Origin of the sequence: Alteromonas sp. 5E99-2, from assembly GCF_017368475.1 — a bacterium.
Classification (GTDB): domain Bacteria; phylum Pseudomonadota; class Gammaproteobacteria; order Enterobacterales; family Alteromonadaceae; genus Alteromonas_F.
In genome coordinates this window covers 35,014-50,371 of the sequence record NZ_JAFNJE010000007.1, presented here as the reverse complement: position 1 = coordinate 50,371, position 15,358 = coordinate 35,014, and the positions used below count along the sequence as shown (strand labels likewise).

Here is a 15,358-nt window from a genome sequence, read left to right as displayed (position 1 = left end):
CGTTTATTAAATTATTTAGTTAATTTAACTTTTATCGTTTCTGATACATTAACAACAATTCTGCGATTTTTTCTATTCGCTGCTGCTGTGTTTGAACTATCAATAAGCTGAGTTTCACCATAACCTACTGCTTTCAAACGAGACGCATCAATATTGTACTCTTCAACCAAAAGCGTTTTAAATGCTTCTGCTCTATCAGAAGAAAGCTTCAAGTTGTAGTCAGCTGCGCCAGGTGCAGATGCGTGACCTTCAATAATTGCATCGGTATTTCCGTAACGCTTAAGGAAGGCAGCAAAATCTACAATATTAGCTGCTCTTTTATTTGTAATTTCAGCACTGTTATTGGCAAAAAGAACGCTAACGGTTTCAGATACAGTTTCTGTTCCAAAACGTGTGCACCCATTTGCATCTACTAAATCATTAATTGGCGTGTCAGGGCACTTGTCAGCAGAGTTTACAACGCCGTCTTGGTCACTGTCGTTTTCAGTCACTAAGGCACAGCCATTAATGTCAACTGTGGTTCCCGCTTTTGTACCTGGGCAACGATCTTTTGAATCAAGAACACCGTCTTTATCAGAGTCGCCATCTACGAGAGCATTAGATTTAGTCGATTTGGCTGGAGTTTTAACATCACCAAAGGTGTATGCTAAGCCTAATTTTACACCGAAATCATTGAAGTCACTGCCGAAATCTCGGTAGTTAGCAACTTCTGTAATCAGGTTTAATTTGTCGTTTAGCTCCCAGTGCTTACCAACACCAATATTAAACAAAGAGGTATTTTCAACTAAATTAAGTGATTTTATACCACCAAAAAGGTAAGCAACGTCGTCTTTTAAGAAATAGAGGGCATCAACACCAAAAAGTTGACCGGTTTGATCGTCACCTAAAAGGTCGTTATCACTTCTTACATTTAGGTGTGCTAATTCTAATCTTACTGCCCACTTAGCAGAAAATCTGAAGCCAGCTTCAATGCTAACGCCAAAACCATCGTCTAAAAATTCTTCTGAAATGTTATCGTGATCAGCATTGTAGTATAGGGCTGAAGCACCAACCCAATTTTTACCAGCTTCATCTGCTAGTGCGGGAAGGCTTCCAAGTGCCAATAATATTGAAGCTGCAAGTGTGCGTTTTATCATCTTCTATCCTATTTAACGGTGTTTAAACTATATGTATTTTAAAATTCATTATTTATCGAAGCATATTTCCATATGAGCACTACCTTCTTCGCACATAAATGGCAATATTACTTTAGGGCCATCTACTTGGTGACTAATTGTATGGTCTGTGCCTGACACGACGATAGGCGTCGCCATGCCAAAATCGAAGCCTTGATCCGATAGTTCGTTTTTGGCACTGCCAGCGATCATGTTTGTAATCTCACCTACCATGTCACAGACTTCGACGTCTATTTTTTCAATCTTTTCACCAACCATACGTTCCATAATGATCAATGCGAGATTTTCATCAAAGGTAATGGAAAATGAGCCTTTAGTTTCAGGACCTATCATTCCGATTAGGCCAGAAACATCACCTTTTGCCACATCATTTTGCTTTCGTTTTGGCCTACCTGGTGTCAGTTTTGTTTGCGCCATGGTTTCAAGTACGTTTAACAGGCCGCTTATGAATGGGTTGATAAAATTTGCGTTCAAGTTAATGTCCTTTTATATCTTGTTGACACTCAGCACATAAACCATGTGCTTCTATTGTTTGTTTCGATATTTTAAATCCGTGTTGGCTTGCTTGGGCTGTGAGGGTTTCTTCTAAACCTTCAGACTGAATTTCAGTCACAAAGCCACAGCTATCACAAATTAAAAACTGTACTGGGTGCGCACAACCAAAATGGTGGCATGCAACAAATGCATTACTTGATTCTAGTCGGTGTATGAAGCCAATATCCAGCAAAAAGTCTAAAGCTCGATACACTGTAGGTGGTTTAGCACCTGTTTCAGTTTCTTTCAGCTCATCAAGCAATTCATAAGCACCCACGGGGCCATGCTTTTCAAGCATTAGAGCATAGACTTTTTCTCTCAATGGAGTAAATCTTGCACCTCGTTGCTCGCAATATGCACGAGCTTTTGTCAATATAGAATGCGTCATAACCGTAAGTTTACATTATTCCCAACGCTATATAATAGGCGGGATCAATTATTTCTTCCACTATTCCCTTATTATCTTTGCCAACTATGCTATTTTGATATAGAAGAAGAATGAAAAAGGTTTACAAATGTTGTCCTCGGTAAAGGTAGAAGAGTTGTCTAACCATGACCGCATCTCATGGATCGTTTTCAGTAAAGAGTTAGTGTTAGTAGATACAGCTTCGAATAAACTACCAGGCCACTGGGTTACCCAATCAGTTGAACTTAAAGAACACCTATCTAACGCTCAACAGCTCCATGATTTGGATGGAAATAAATTACCTGTCTTTGTTATTGATTTAGGCGCAGAAGAGCCCTGTTTTGATGGATTGGAATTTACCTCTTTACGACAAGTAATGATGACAGTGGAAGAAGGCGCTTTTGATGTCGTTGGGCGAGCTTGGCAATTTGTTCATTTTTATCGCACACATAAGTATTGTGGCCAGTGTGGGTTTACTACCACCCGAGTGACATGGGAAACCGCTGTTCAATGCAAAACGTGCGGGCATAGGTGCTATCCTAGAGTTTCACCTTGCATTATTGTGGGAATTTACCGAAAAGGCGAAATACTACTCGCGTTAAATGCAAGACATACAAGTAGCAATATGTACTCAGTATTAGCTGGGTTTGTGGAAAGTGGTGAAAGCTTAGAAAATGCGGTTGCACGAGAAATATTTGAAGAAGTGGGTGTTAAAGTCACTGACATTCAATATGTCGATAGCCAACCGTGGCCGTTTCCTCATGCTTTAATGGTTGGGTATGTAGCGAAATGGGAGTCAGGAGAAATAAAGCCTGACGAAAAAGAGATTTTGGATGCGCAGTGGTTTTCTGTGAATGACTTACCGGTTATTCCTCCGAAATTTAGTATTGCAGGGCGCTTAATTGAACAAGTTGTGAATGTAAACTCCAAGTAATCGGTTCTGTAATTCCGATATACTTTTTTTAACGTTATAAGTCTGAATATTTTATGCAATTAAAGAATGATCGCTATTTAAAGGCGCTATTGAAGCAGCCTGTTGATATGACCCCCGTATGGATGATGCGCCAAGCTGGGCGATATTTACCTGAGTATAAGGCGACAAGGGCCGAAGCCGGCGATTTTATGTCGCTATGTAAAAACGCTGAACTGGCCTGTGAAGTGACTCTTCAACCTTTGCGTCGTTTTCCGTTAGATGCTGCTATTTTGTTTTCTGATATTTTAACTATTCCAGATGCAATGGGATTAGGATTGTATTTTGAAACAAATGAAGGGCCTAAGTTTGAACGAACAATTCAATCAAAAGCCGATGTTGAAGCACTGCCTATTCCCGATCCTGAAGACGAACTGGGTTATGTAATGAATGCGGTGCGAACGATTCGAACTGCGTTAAAGGGCGATGTACCCCTTATTGGTTTTTCTGGCAGCCCATGGACTTTGGCAACCTACATGATTGAAGGTGGTTCCAGTAAAGCCTTTACCAAAATTAAAAAAATGGCATTTTCTGAGCCAGCGATATTGCACGCATTGTTAGATAAATTAGCAGATTCAGTTATTTTGTATTTGAATGCCCAAATAAAGGCGGGTGCTCAGTCTGTGATGGTATTCGATACTTGGGGCGGCGTGTTATCCGGACGAGACTATAAACTGTTTTCTTTACAGTATATGGAAAAAATTGTTAGCGGGCTCATTCGTGAAAACGAAGGCCGCCGTGTTCCTGTAACCTTGTTTACTAAAAACGGTGGAACGTGGCTCGAGTCTATTGCCGCTACTGGCTGTGATGCGATTGGGTTGGATTGGACTGTAGACATTGCTGACGCGCGCAAGCGAGTAGGTCATAAGGTTGCTTTACAAGGTAATATGGATCCTTCAATGTTATATGCACCCGCACCTCGCATAGAAGAAGAAGTAGAGACTATTTTGTCTGCGTACGGCGAAGGAACAGGGCACGTGTTTAATTTAGGTCATGGTATTCACTTAGATGTACCACCAGAAAATGCGGGAACCTTTGTTAACGCTGTGCATGCAAAAAGCGCACGTTTTCACAAATAAATTAAGCGTCTCTAGGAAGGCCTTTTTCCACAATTCTGACTAGACGTCCCGTATGTCTAGTCATTTCCTTGTACTGATTCGCTTTGTTATGTTGTTGTGTTAGAGCCCATTTTATGTGAGTCGCAACCATTTCAGTAGTGTTGTGAAGGCGGTTTTCCAGCAGTTGTATGGTTTCTTTTGAATAGGGCGCATTACCCATGGCGATAACTAGATTTCTCGACCATTTCTGAAATCCAATGCGTCTAATGGGATTTCCTTCTGTATTTTTTAGAAACGTCTTTTCATCCCAAGAAAATAGGGTTGAAAGCGTTTGACCGTGCAGCGTTTTACGCGCAAAAAAGTCACTTTCTTCGGTAATGTGGGCATATCGATTCCAAGGACAAACTAGCTGGCAGTCATCACAGCCATAAATACGGTTTCCTATGAGTGGGCGATAGTCTTCTGGAATAACACCATCATATTCAATGGTTAAATAAGATATACACTTGCGCGCATCAACTGTGTAGGGAGCAACAATAGCTTGTGTCGGGCACATAGTAATACAGGCTGTACACTCACCACAGTTTTCTTCTACTTCAGTGTCTGTTGGTAAGGGTAAATTGACAAATAATTCCCCTAAAAAGAACCAAGAGCCTCCATCTTTACTGAGTGTGAGAGTATGTTTTCCCGTCCAACCAGAACCTGCTTTTTCAGCTAGGGCGTGCTCTAAAACGGGTGCCGAGTCTGTGAAAGGCCGAAACACTATGCCAGGAACCTGAGCTTCTATTTTTTTACCCAGATGTTTTAGTTTTTTTCTAAGTACCTTGTGATAATCACGTCCCAACGCATACCGGCTTATGTAGCCAATATTGGGATCAGATAAATGTTGCGCAAATGATGCGTCAGGTGGCAGATAATTAAGCCTAACGCTGATTACTCGTAATGTACCAGGGAGAAGTTCGCTGGGCCTAGCGCGTTTCAGTCCATGCTCTTCCATGAAGTGCATCTCACCGTGATAGCCTTTTTCTAACCAATCAGTAAGGCGAGATTCGTGCTTCGATAAATCAATGTCGGCAATCCCTGTGTATTGGAAACCAAGTTCCTTACCCCAGCGTTTAATATCGTCGGCGAGTTGATTTAAATCGACACAGTTGATGCTTGTCATTTATTTACAATATACAGCTATACTTTCTTAGTAGTTTATCATAGGAACCTAAATGCAGTAATCGAGCTGTTTATGTAGGCTGGGGAATTAGTTGTTCTCTTGGTACAATGAAAAAATAGCTTTAGTATCAAACAGCAAGAAGAGATTGAAAGGCCTTATGTTTACAACGTTTACTATTTCATTGAACTCGTTAAATGAAACACAGCGCTTAGGTTCGCAGTTAGCAAACGCGGTTAAAGAGTTGTGGGAGCAAGGCATTACTTTATATTTAGAAGGTGATTTAGGCGCCGGGAAAACCACCTTGTCTCGGTTTATTATTCAAGGTTTAGGGCATGTTGGTAATGTAAAAAGTCCTACTTACACATTAGTTGAGCCGTATGAATTAGAAAAAGGCAAAGTTCATCATTTCGATTTATATCGTTTAGGTGACCCTGAAGAATTGGAATACATGGGAGTGAGAGATTATTTTTCTAAAAATACGCTGTCTATTGTTGAGTGGCCAGAAAAAGGGCTGAATTACTTGGCCCCAGCAGATTTAATGATTACACTAAGTTTGGATGAAAATCGCGCGGCACATATTCAAGCCTACACCGAATTGGGTGAATTAATAGCAAAAAGATGCTGCAGTAACCTGGGAAATAATAATAAATAGCCCTATGACGTATTTTTTGCGAATACTTATATCAATTGTTGTCATTGCATGTACACAAGTACAAGCTGATAGTATTAATCGCGCTCGGTTATCTGCGCAAGATGATACAGTCAGGCTTGTATTGGAAACGTCTGAACTTCCTGAATTTACGTATTTTTCGCTAAAGAACCCTCGTAGGCTTGTAGTAGATTTAAAAAATGTACTACCAAGTCAGGATTTGAGTACATTTAATTTATCTTCATCTCTTATTAAAAAAGTACGCTATTCATCGCCCAAAACAAAAGCGGATTCTCGTATTGTTATTGAGTTAACGCGAGAAGCTGAAGCAACCTTATTCGCCCTAGAAGGCAGTAGCCAGGGAAACCCCAGGTTAGTGATTGATTTTGTCGACAGCGAAGCGCCGCCAGCAAAAGTCGTGCTCAATGATACAGTTACGGCGTCACGAGATATTGTTGTGGCCATAGATGCCGGTCATGGAGGCAAAGACCCAGGCTCTGTTGGCCCCGGCGGTACCTATGAGAAGCAAATTACATTAAGTGTGGCAAAATTGCTGCAGCGTAAAGTAGATGCGACTCCGGGAATGAAAGCGACCATGATACGCACGGGAGATTATTATATTTACCCCAGTCGCAGACCTGAAATAGCGAGGTCAAAAAAAGCAGATTTGTTTGTATCAATTCACGCAGATGCTTTTCACAAACCAGAACCTAGAGGCGCTTCTGTTTGGGTTTTATCTGTGCGCAGGGCAGACAGTGAGTTAGGTCGTTGGATGGAACGCACCGAAAGACATTCAGAATTACTCGGTGGCGCTGCTGAAGTTATCAATGATAAAACAAGTGAGCGCTACTTAGCAGAAACGATTTTGGGTTTATCCATGGATCATTCAATGGCGTCGAGTTATGACTTAAGCGAGCTTGTTATAAAGCAAATGCGAGGAGTAACCAAAATGCATAAAAGTCAGCCTCAGTCGGCCAGCTTTGCTGTATTGACGTCACCCGATATTCCCTCAATTTTGGTTGAACTGGGCTTTATCTCCAACCCGCAGGAAGAAAAGAATTTAAATTGGTCTAAATATCGCGATAAACTCGCTACATCGGTGTTTAATGCGATTACTACCTATTTTCGACAAGCTCCACCAGATGGTACACTGTGGGCTAATCAAAAAGGCCAAACACGTACGCATAAAGTTCGTTCTGGTGAATCACTGTCGCTATTGGCGCAGAGGTATAACGTAACAGTTAACAATATTAAAAATGCTAATGCTCTTTCCTCAGATACTGTTCGTGTTGGACAGGTTCTCAATATTCCCAAAACTTAACACCTTGATATTTACTAAACGGAGAATACATTGGCGATAAAGCGACTGCCGGTGCAATTAGCTAACCAGATTGCCGCTGGTGAAGTGGTTGAACGCCCCTCTTCTGTAGTAAAAGAGCTGGTTGAAAATAGTCTGGATGCAGGAGCAACCTCTGTTGAAATAGATATCGAAAAAGGTGGGCACAAACGCATTCGAATAAAAGATAACGGAGGCGGAATTGATTATGATGACCTTGTATTAGCCCTGTCTCCTCATTCGACTAGCAAAATTGCCTGTTTAGATGATTTAGAAAATATCGCCTCTTTAGGGTTTAGAGGTGAGGCGTTAGCCAGTATTAGCTCAGTGAGCCGGTTAACCTTAACGTCAAAACCTGCAACTCAAACTGATGCTTGGACAGCCTTGGCAAATGGCCGAGAAATGGACGTTGAAATTCAACCTGCTGCTCACCCAAACGGCACGACTATCGATGTATGTGATTTATTTTATAATACGCCCGCTCGTAAAAAGTTTATGCGAGCTGAAAAGACCGAATTCCAACATATTGATGACATTATAAAGCGCATTGCGTTAAGTCGTCCCAGAACATCCTTTGTATTGAAACACAACGGTAAAGTGATAAGACGTTGGCATAGTGCTAACACTGATTATGAAAACAAAAGAGTTGCACAAGTTTGCGGCAATCAGTTTGCTTCTCAAGCGAAATGCATATCGTTGAATTATGAAGGGATTACACTGAATGCTTGGGTCGGCGATGCCATGCTGATGCGCAGTGCGACAGATATGCAATTTAGTTTTGTGAACGGTAGAGCAATGCGAGATAAATTGCTTTTACACGCAATTCGTCAGGCGTATGAAGGGGTATACGACGTATTTGAACAACCAGCATACGTGCTGTTCCTTAATTTAAGCCCAGCAGAAGTAGATGTAAACGTTCACCCCGCCAAACATGAGGTGCGCTTTCATCAAGCAAGACATGTTCATGATTTGGTGTGTAAAGCATTTCAAGACGCGTTAAGCGATGCGCAAGGTAGTGATGAGAACCATCAAACCGATTATGCCCCTAGTCATGATTATATTCAGCCCTTACGTAGTAGCGAACCCAATCAGCCAGTATCAAATTATACTAGCCATTCTAATGGCGGAGGCAGTGGTGGAGGGCATTTTCAACGCCCAATAAGACCAACTGAAGCTGCGACATCGGCATACACACATTTGATGACAGAGTCAGAAAGTGGTTTTTATAAAGTCGCTCAAAAAGGGTTGATGAAAGTAAAAAATGATAAGTTTGAATGGCTACCTGCCCAGCAGTGCATTGCATGGTGGATAGAAGAAAAGTTAAATAGTGCGACAATGGCGCAACCGTTACTCATGCCCATAAGCGTCACATCCAGTGAAAAATTGGAAGCGCTGGCACATAAAAAACTTGAAGAGTCACACTTTAATTTTTCAGTTAATGGGCATAAAATAATGTTAAAGCAAGTGCCTGCAACATTACGTCAATTACCTTGGGGGCGGTTATTCCCAAATGTGATTGATACATTGAATAAGATAGAAAACTATTCCGTCGAACACTTATCAGTGTTACTAGCTTCCCATATTGACGTATTTGATACAGAAATCGAACAGAGTTTTCAGTGGTTTATGGCGTTGCCTTTTGAAAAGCAACAAGCATGGACTTCTAGAGGAATAAAAACACAGTCGGTTGATAATTTTATTCATTGGATTGGTACATGATTGAGTCGTTAGAAAATACTCCAGAAGAACCCGTAATAGCAATTATGGGTCCAACGGCTTCAGGTAAGACAGCACTATCCATTGAAGTTGCAAAGAAACTGGACGGGGAAATTATCAGCGTTGATTCAGCGTTGATTTATCGCGGTATGGATATTGGAACTGCAAAACCCTGCGAAAAAGAGAAAGAGGGAATTCCTCATTGGTTAATTGATACTCATGACCCGTCTGAATCCTATTCAGTGTCTGCTTTTTTCGACGATACATTGCGTTTAGTTAAAGATATACGTCAGCGTGGTAAAACACCAATACTTGTTGGTGGGACTATGATGTATTTTAACGCTCTGGTTAAGGGAATTGCGTCTTTACCTAAGGGTGATTTGGACGTCAAAAAGGCCATTGAAGAAGAAGCTGCGAAAAAAGGTTGGATCGCAATGCATGAATATTTAAGGTCGATTGACCCAGAATGTGCGCACCGTATTCATCCTAACGACCCTCAGCGTATAACTCGAGCCATTGAGGTACATCGAATAAGTGGTAAACCCTTGAGCTGGTGGCAAGATCAAACGCCTAAAATCGCCCCATTTAAATTGTACGAATTTGCTATAGCACCAGAAAATAGAAGTGATTTACACGAGCGAATTGCGAAACGTTTTCATATAATGTTAGAACAAGGTTTAGTTCAAGAGGTTGAAAAACTCTTTGCTCGCCCCGATTTGAATAGAAACATGGCCGCGATCCGGTCTGTTGGTTATAGACAAGTCTGGGAGTACTTAGAAGGCTCTCTGAATGAAACTGAAATGGCTGAACGAGGCATTATTGCGACCCGGCAATTAGCTAAACGTCAGTTGACTTGGCTGCGGGGGTGGTCGTCGTTAACATGGTTGGATACATTTGATGACGAAAGGCTAGCAAAATTGCTGGCAAAAATAGCCCGTTAAGCCAAAAGGTGTGGTATAACGTAATCTCCATCATGGAAAATTACGTTTTATTTTGTAAATAATAACAACAATGAAGGATAAACGATGGCAAAAGGTCAATCATTACAGGATCCGTTTCTCAATGCGTTGAGGAAAGAGCGTATTCCAGTGTCGATATACCTTGTGAATGGGATCAAATTGCAAGGACAAGTAGAATCATTCGATCAATTTGTCATATTGTTAAAAAATACCGTGAGCCAGATGGTATATAAACATGCTATCTCCACAGTCGTCCCAGCCCGCGCATTTACAATGCCTTCTGGTACTGAAGGCGATAGCGGTAAATCTGATTGAGCGACAGATTGTCGCTTTTAATATATAGGTGATTGGTTGTTTGATCGTTATGAAGGCGGTGAACGTGCCGTATTGGTTCACGTTGATTTTTCAGATGAATCAAGCAAAGAAGATTTGTTTGAGTTAAGTCTGTTAGTTTCTTCTGCGGGTGTTGATGCGGCTGACGTATTAACAACATCTCGGGGTGCACCTCATCCAAAATACTTTGTAGGCACAGGTAAGGCTGATGAAATCGCCGCAGCAGTGCAAGCAAATGAAGCTGATGTGGTTATTTTTAATCACGCGTTAAGTCCGTCTCAAGAAAGAAACCTAGAAGCATTGTGCAAATGTAGAGTGCTAGATAGAACTGGATTAATACTGGATATTTTTGCTCAAAGAGCAAGAACACATGAAGGTAAGCTTCAAGTCGAATTAGCGCAACTTAGGCATATTTCTACTCGTTTAATACGAGGTTGGACTCACCTCGAACGACAAAAAGGTGGGATTGGCTTAAGAGGCCCGGGAGAGACTCAGCTTGAAACCGATAGACGTTTACTCAGAGGTCGTATAAAGACCATATTGAAACGTTTAGAAAAAGTCCAAAAGCAACGAGAACAAGGACGAAGGGCACGTAAACGTGCAGAAATGCCTACGGTTTCTCTTGTTGGTTACACTAATGCGGGAAAATCAACGCTTTTTAATACCCTTACAGATTCCGCTGTATATGCGGCTGACCAATTATTTGCAACACTAGACCCAACATTAAGGAAACTTGATGTGAAAGATGTGGGTAACGTCATTCTGGCCGATACCGTAGGGTTTATCAGACATTTACCTCATGATTTAGTCGCTGCATTTAAGGCAACATTACAAGAAACACAAGAAGCGGATTTACTCCTTCATGTGGTAGATTATTCTGCGAATAACTACGAAGAAACCATGGATGAAGTCAATAGCGTATTAGATGAAATAGAGTCTTCTGAAATACCACAGTTAATAATATGCAATAAAATTGATAATATGGACGGTGTGAGGCCTCATATTGATTATGATCATGATAATGTGCCACAACGGGTATGGATATCAGCGAAGCAAAACCTTGGTATGGATTTATTGAACCAAGCGCTAACAGAGCGATTGAGTAAAACTATTGTTCAACAATCATTGCGAATTCCACCCGCATTCAGTCGTTTGAGAGGAGTGCTTTACGGTTTGAACTGTATCGACTCAGAATCATATTCTGACAATGGCGACTGGCTAGTGAATGTAAGAATGCCTAAGGCAGACTGGAAACGACTGGATAAAAATTTAGAAACAGGGTTGTCTGATTTTGTCATTCAACATTAACTAACAATTAAAAGTGTACTTTTAAGTATATAATTCTCGAAACATTAATTTTTGGAGTAGCAGCATGGCCTGGAACGAACCGGGTGGCGATAAAAACGACCCATGGAAAAATCGTGGTGGTAAAGAACAAGGGCCACCAGATTTAGACGATGTGTTGAAAAAATTATTTGCCAAGTTTAATAAAAGTGGAAATGGCGGGTCAGGTAAAAATCTGGGCTCCGCTGGTGTCGGCCTTATTGTTGGTTTACTTGTTGTAGTTTGGGTTGTGAGTGGCTTTTACACTATTCGCGAAGCAGAGCGAGGCGTTGTGCTTCGTTTTGGTGATTACAACAAGCAAGTAGAGCCAGGCTTAAGGTGGAAGCCCACATTTATCGACACTGTTATCCCAGTAGATGTGCAGTCTATTCGCGACCAATCTTCTTCTGGTTCAATGTTAACTGAAGACGAAAATGTTGTACGTGTGCAAATGGAAATGCAATACCGTGTAGTCGATCCATATCGATGGACGTTTGCGGTAACTAGCCCTGAGACCAGTTTAAGCCAGGCTTTAGATAGCGCGATTCGTTATGTGGTAGGCCATTCGTCTATGGATGATGTGCTGACAGATGGACGTGAAGTCACCCGTCAAAAAGTATGGGAAGAGCTTCAAGGTATTATTGAACCTTATGATATCGGTGTATCCATTACTGATATGAACTTTAAAGATGCGCGCCCTCCTGAAGAAGTAAAAGATGCATTTGATGATGCTATTGCCGCCCAAGAAGACGAACAACGCTTTATTCGTGAAGCAGAAGCGTATTCTCGAGAGATAGAACCAAGAGCTCGTGGCCAAGTGAATCGTATGAATGAAGAAGCGACCGCTTACAAGCAACGGGTTTCTTTGGAAGCGCAAGGTGAGGTTGCACGATTTGAAGAGCTGTTACCTCAATATGAAGCTGCTCCAGTAGTTACACGTCAGCGTATTTATCTTGAAACTATGGAACAGGTGTTCAGTAGTACATCGAAAATTATGGTTGATAGCTCTAGTAGTAGCAACATGATGTATTTGCCTCTGGATAAAATCTTAGAGCGTCAAAATCTACATTCTGCAGCCAAAGCAACGCGCAATACCTTAGAAGGCTTACGCAACACGCGTGATGTGACAGGAGTACCCTCTACGCAAACTTCAACAGGTGTCAGACCTGATCGTTTCAGTAGTGGTAGGAACTAAGTAATGAAAAATATTGGACTTATAATTTTAGTTGTAATCATCGCGCTACTTTCTAGCTCTTTATTTGTTGTTAAAGAAGGCGATAAAGCCATCGTGATACAATTTGGTAAAGTACAGCGCGACTCTGCTACGGGCGATACCCGGGTGTTTGAACCTGGCTTGCACTTTAAGTTACCTTTTATCGATACAGTAAGAAGCTTGGATGCACGTATTCAAACATTGGATGATGCGCCTGACCGATTCGTCACCTCAGAGAAAAAAGACCTTATCGTTGACTCTTATGTGAAATGGAGAATCGAAGATTTTGCTCGTTACTATTTGTCTACTGGTGGCAACAAACTCCAAGCTGAAGCATTACTTAAGCAAAAGGTAAATAACGGGCTTCGTTCTGAATTTGGTGCCCGTACGATTTCTCAAATTGTATCTGGAGAACGTTCAGAATTGATGGATCAAGCGATGGAGCAGGCATCGAGTAGCTCAGATGAGTTGGGTATTGCGATTGTTGATGTGCGAGTTAAGCAAATTAATTTGCCAACAGAAATCAGTAATTCAATTTTCCAACGTATGCGTGCAGAACGAGACGCAGTAGCTAGAGAACATCGCTCTGAAGGTCAAGAACAAGCAGAGATAATTCGCGCTAATATCGATGCGCGAGTCACAATCATGCTTGCCGATGCAGAACGTAATGCTCGTCAATTACGAGGTGAGGGAGACGCATTAGCAGCAGAAATCTATGCAAATGCTTATTCTAAAAATGCAGATTTCTATAGCTTCTTGCGTAGTATGGATGCTTATAGAAATAGCTTCAGCAGCAAAAATGATGTGTTAGTTGTTGAACCTGATAGTGAGTTTTTCCAATTTATGAACACGCAAAGTGGAAAATAAACCTATCAAGGTTTAAATTGAAGCCAGCATTTGCTGGCTTTTTTATTGGCTAAAATACTAAGTCCATTTTCATTTGAATTACGTAATAGTTCCGGTATGCGTATTTAACAGGTCCATTGAATTTTATGAAGTATCAATCTCAAACTCAATTTACTCACAAGCAAGCGGATAAAATTGGCGTACTTATCACTAATTTGGGCACGCCCGATGCTCCTACGCCAAAAGCGCTAAAGCGATATTTAAAAGAATTTCTTTGGGATCCAAGAGTGGTAGAGGTGCCAAGGCCTATATGGTGGGCGATACTTAATCTGGTTATCCTCAATATTAGGCCTAAACGCTCGGCGCATGCTTATTCCACTGTTTGGACTGAAGAGGGGTCTCCTCTAATGGTTCATACTAAAAATCAGACAGAGGCGCTTAAGCAGCGCTGTGAAAAAGCCTATGGAGATGATGTTGTAGTGGAGTTTGCTATGCGCTACGGCAACCCATCTATTTCGAGCACGCTAGATCGGATGCTAAACGCAGGTGTTAGGAAATTAGTTGTATTACCACTATACCCTCAATATTGCGCATCTACGTCGGGATCGACATTCGATGCCGTTGCTAACGACTTCAAACAAAGACGATGGATGCCTGAGCTTAGGTTTATATCCAATTATTGCGACAATGAAGGCTATATTAAGGCACTGGCTGAAAAAGTAGAAAGCCACTGGGCATCTCATGGCCGCGCTGACAAATTAATTTTATCGTATCACGGTATTCCTAAACGTTATCTTACCAATGGCGACCCCTATCACTGTGAATGTCACAAAACGAGTCGGCTTATTGCTGAAAAATTGGGGTTAGGAAAAGACGAATACATGACTACCTTTCAATCTCGATTTGGTAGAGAAGAGTGGCTTACGCCTTACACCGACGAAACACTAAAGAGCTTACCAGAAAAAGGTGTGAAATCCGTGCAAGTAATGTGTCCGGGGTTTAGCTCTGATTGCCTTGAAACCATTGAAGAAATAGGCATAGAAAACAGAGATTACTTTTTAGAAGCAGGTGGTGAGCGATACGAATATATTGAATCTCTCAATAGTGACAAAGCCCATATTGATATGCTTTTTTCTTTAATCCAAACCAATTTAAGTGATTGGAATGTAGAAAAAGACAACAAGCTTCGACATGAATTAGCTTGCCAAATGGGTGCAAAGGATTGAGTACCATTGCTAAAAGCTTACCTCCTGAAATTGTACAAGCACAAAATTTGGCTAATTTGTTTGATACCGCAATCACTATACCTTTAATAAGAGTAAAACTGGGTTTAGATTTTTTCTTAGGGCTTATTCCTCTTATAGGAGATGTCATTATGCTGCTTTTATCACTAAGAATTGTTGTCTTAGGTAAAGCTTTAGGCATGCCTACAATACTCATTCGTAAGATGATGATAAATGCACTTATTGACACAGTTGTGGGTATGGTTCCATTTATTGGGGACATTCTTGATGTATTTTTTACTGCGAATCAGAGAAATGTGAGGGTTATGGAAACGTGGTGGCTAACACAAAACCAGCTAGCCACCTGATATACTTATACATTTTTAAAGTAACTTAAAACTTAAATAACTAAGACAACTAGCAATTCATTACCTTATAGTTAGGTCTATACT

At 41.1% G+C, this 15,358-nt stretch carries 16 protein-coding genes; 12 read left to right on the top strand and 4 right to left on the bottom strand.

All coding sequences use genetic code 11. From position 1 onward, the window contains the following. Positions 1 to 11: 11 nt before the first annotated feature. From J3L16_RS08940 to J3L16_RS08930, 3 genes are read right to left on the bottom strand one after another with little or no spacing between them, the layout of a single operon-like run. Positions 12 to 1,136 (bottom strand): OmpA family protein, encoded by a 1,125-nt coding sequence (locus J3L16_RS08940; protein WP_207612628.1) that lies wholly within the window; start codon positions 1,134 to 1,136, stop codon positions 12 to 14. Positions 1,137 to 1,184: 48 nt separating this feature from the next. Next, positions 1,185 to 1,649, bottom strand: a complete 465-nt coding sequence (locus J3L16_RS08935; RefSeq protein WP_207612627.1) for a chemotaxis protein CheX — start codon at positions 1,647 to 1,649, stop codon at positions 1,185 to 1,187. Between the two features lies 1 nt (position 1,650). Then, entirely contained in the window at positions 1,651 to 2,097 is a 447-nt protein-coding gene (locus J3L16_RS08930; protein ID WP_207612626.1) for a transcriptional repressor, read from the bottom strand. 127 nt (positions 2,098 to 2,224) lie between these two features. Between J3L16_RS08930 and nudC the strand changes: the two genes are divergently transcribed. Both nudC and hemE read left to right on the top strand, forming a co-directional pair. Continuing rightward, positions 2,225 to 3,049: an NAD(+) diphosphatase gene (gene nudC, locus J3L16_RS08925; RefSeq protein ID WP_207612625.1), complete on the top strand. Its 825-nt coding sequence runs from the start codon at positions 2,225 to 2,227 to the stop codon at positions 3,047 to 3,049. Between the two features lie 53 nt (positions 3,050 to 3,102). Beyond that, positions 3,103 to 4,164, top strand: coding sequence for a uroporphyrinogen decarboxylase (gene hemE / locus J3L16_RS08920; RefSeq protein WP_207612624.1), 1,062 nt, complete (start codon positions 3,103 to 3,105; stop codon positions 4,162 to 4,164). Between the two features lies 1 nt (position 4,165). Here the strand turns inward: hemE and queG are convergent, their stop codons facing one another. Further along, entirely contained in the window at positions 4,166 to 5,308 is a 1,143-nt protein-coding gene (gene queG, locus J3L16_RS08915; RefSeq protein ID WP_207612623.1) for a tRNA epoxyqueuosine(34) reductase QueG, read from the bottom strand. Positions 5,309 to 5,465: 157 nt separating this feature from the next. Between queG and tsaE the strand changes: the two genes are divergently transcribed. The 10 genes from tsaE to J3L16_RS08865 all read left to right on the top strand — a co-directional run bounded on the left by tsaE (position 5,466) and on the right by J3L16_RS08865 (position 15,274). Then, on the top strand, positions 5,466 to 5,960 hold the full coding sequence (gene tsaE / locus J3L16_RS08910; RefSeq protein WP_207612622.1) for a tRNA (adenosine(37)-N6)-threonylcarbamoyltransferase complex ATPase subunit type 1 TsaE: 495 nt from the start codon (positions 5,466 to 5,468) through the stop codon (positions 5,958 to 5,960). A 4-nt stretch (positions 5,961 to 5,964) separates the two neighbouring features. Next, a complete protein-coding gene (locus J3L16_RS08905; RefSeq protein WP_207612621.1) occupies positions 5,965 to 7,278 on the top strand; it encodes an N-acetylmuramoyl-L-alanine amidase in 1,314 nt (437 codons plus the stop codon). A 30-nt stretch (positions 7,279 to 7,308) separates the two neighbouring features. Beyond that, positions 7,309 to 9,012 carry a DNA mismatch repair endonuclease MutL gene (mutL, locus tag J3L16_RS08900; RefSeq protein WP_207612620.1) on the top strand — a complete coding sequence of 568 codons (1,704 nt, stop codon included), beginning with the start codon at positions 7,309 to 7,311 and terminating at the stop codon, positions 9,010 to 9,012. After that, complete coding sequence (gene miaA, locus J3L16_RS08895; RefSeq protein WP_207612619.1) at positions 9,009 to 9,950, top strand: tRNA (adenosine(37)-N6)-dimethylallyltransferase MiaA; 942 nt, start codon at positions 9,009 to 9,011, stop codon at positions 9,948 to 9,950. Before mutL ends, miaA begins: the two co-directional genes overlap by 4 nt. A gap of 84 nt (positions 9,951 to 10,034) precedes the next feature. Next, positions 10,035 to 10,283, top strand: a complete 249-nt coding sequence (gene hfq, locus J3L16_RS08890) for an RNA chaperone Hfq (RefSeq protein WP_207612618.1) — start codon at positions 10,035 to 10,037, stop codon at positions 10,281 to 10,283. Positions 10,284 to 10,319: 36 nt separating this feature from the next. Further along, entirely contained in the window at positions 10,320 to 11,609 is a 1,290-nt protein-coding gene (gene hflX / locus J3L16_RS08885) for a ribosome rescue GTPase HflX (RefSeq protein WP_207612617.1), read from the top strand. Positions 11,610 to 11,673: 64 nt separating this feature from the next. After that, the gene (hflK, locus tag J3L16_RS08880; RefSeq protein WP_207612616.1) at positions 11,674 to 12,819 is read left to right on the top strand and encodes an FtsH protease activity modulator HflK; all 1,146 of its coding nucleotides are present in this window, start codon (positions 11,674 to 11,676) and stop codon (positions 12,817 to 12,819) included. Positions 12,820 to 12,822: 3 nt separating this feature from the next. Continuing rightward, positions 12,823 to 13,704 carry a protease modulator HflC gene (gene hflC / locus J3L16_RS08875; RefSeq protein WP_207612615.1) on the top strand — a complete coding sequence of 294 codons (882 nt, stop codon included), beginning with the start codon at positions 12,823 to 12,825 and terminating at the stop codon, positions 13,702 to 13,704. A 125-nt stretch (positions 13,705 to 13,829) separates the two neighbouring features. After that, complete coding sequence (gene hemH, locus J3L16_RS08870; RefSeq protein WP_207612614.1) at positions 13,830 to 14,909, top strand: ferrochelatase; 1,080 nt, start codon at positions 13,830 to 13,832, stop codon at positions 14,907 to 14,909. Further along, positions 14,906 to 15,274, top strand: a complete 369-nt coding sequence (locus tag J3L16_RS08865) for a DUF4112 domain-containing protein (RefSeq protein ID WP_242698766.1) — start codon at positions 14,906 to 14,908, stop codon at positions 15,272 to 15,274. Before hemH ends, J3L16_RS08865 begins: the two co-directional genes overlap by 4 nt. The last annotated feature ends 84 nt before the right edge of the window (positions 15,275 to 15,358 follow it).

Bases quoted from the DNA above. Each gene is read 5' to 3' on its own strand.
- hflC (WP_207612615.1), top strand. From the start codon at position 12,823: ATGAAAAATATTGGACTTATAATTTTAGTTGTAATCATCGCGCTACTT.
- tsaE (WP_207612622.1), top strand. From the start codon at position 5,466: ATGTTTACAACGTTTACTATTTCATTGAACTCGTTAAATGAAACACAG.
- hemE (WP_207612624.1), top strand. From the start codon at position 3,103: ATGCAATTAAAGAATGATCGCTATTTAAAGGCGCTATTGAAGCAGCCT.
- hemH (WP_207612614.1), top strand. From the start codon at position 13,830: ATGAAGTATCAATCTCAAACTCAATTTACTCACAAGCAAGCGGATAAA.
- hfq (WP_207612618.1), top strand. From the start codon at position 10,035: ATGGCAAAAGGTCAATCATTACAGGATCCGTTTCTCAATGCGTTGAGG.
- J3L16_RS08905 (WP_207612621.1), top strand. From the start codon at position 5,965: ATGACGTATTTTTTGCGAATACTTATATCAATTGTTGTCATTGCATGT.
- hflK (WP_207612616.1), top strand. From the start codon at position 11,674: ATGGCCTGGAACGAACCGGGTGGCGATAAAAACGACCCATGGAAAAAT.
- miaA (WP_207612619.1), top strand. From the start codon at position 9,009: ATGATTGAGTCGTTAGAAAATACTCCAGAAGAACCCGTAATAGCAATT.
- queG (WP_207612623.1), bottom strand. From the start codon at position 5,308: ATGACAAGCATCAACTGTGTCGATTTAAATCAACTCGCCGACGATATT.
- J3L16_RS08930 (WP_207612626.1), bottom strand. From the start codon at position 2,097: ATGACGCATTCTATATTGACAAAAGCTCGTGCATATTGCGAGCAACGA.
- J3L16_RS08940 (WP_207612628.1), bottom strand. From the start codon at position 1,136: ATGATAAAACGCACACTTGCAGCTTCAATATTATTGGCACTTGGAAGC.
- nudC (WP_207612625.1), top strand. From the start codon at position 2,225: ATGTTGTCCTCGGTAAAGGTAGAAGAGTTGTCTAACCATGACCGCATC.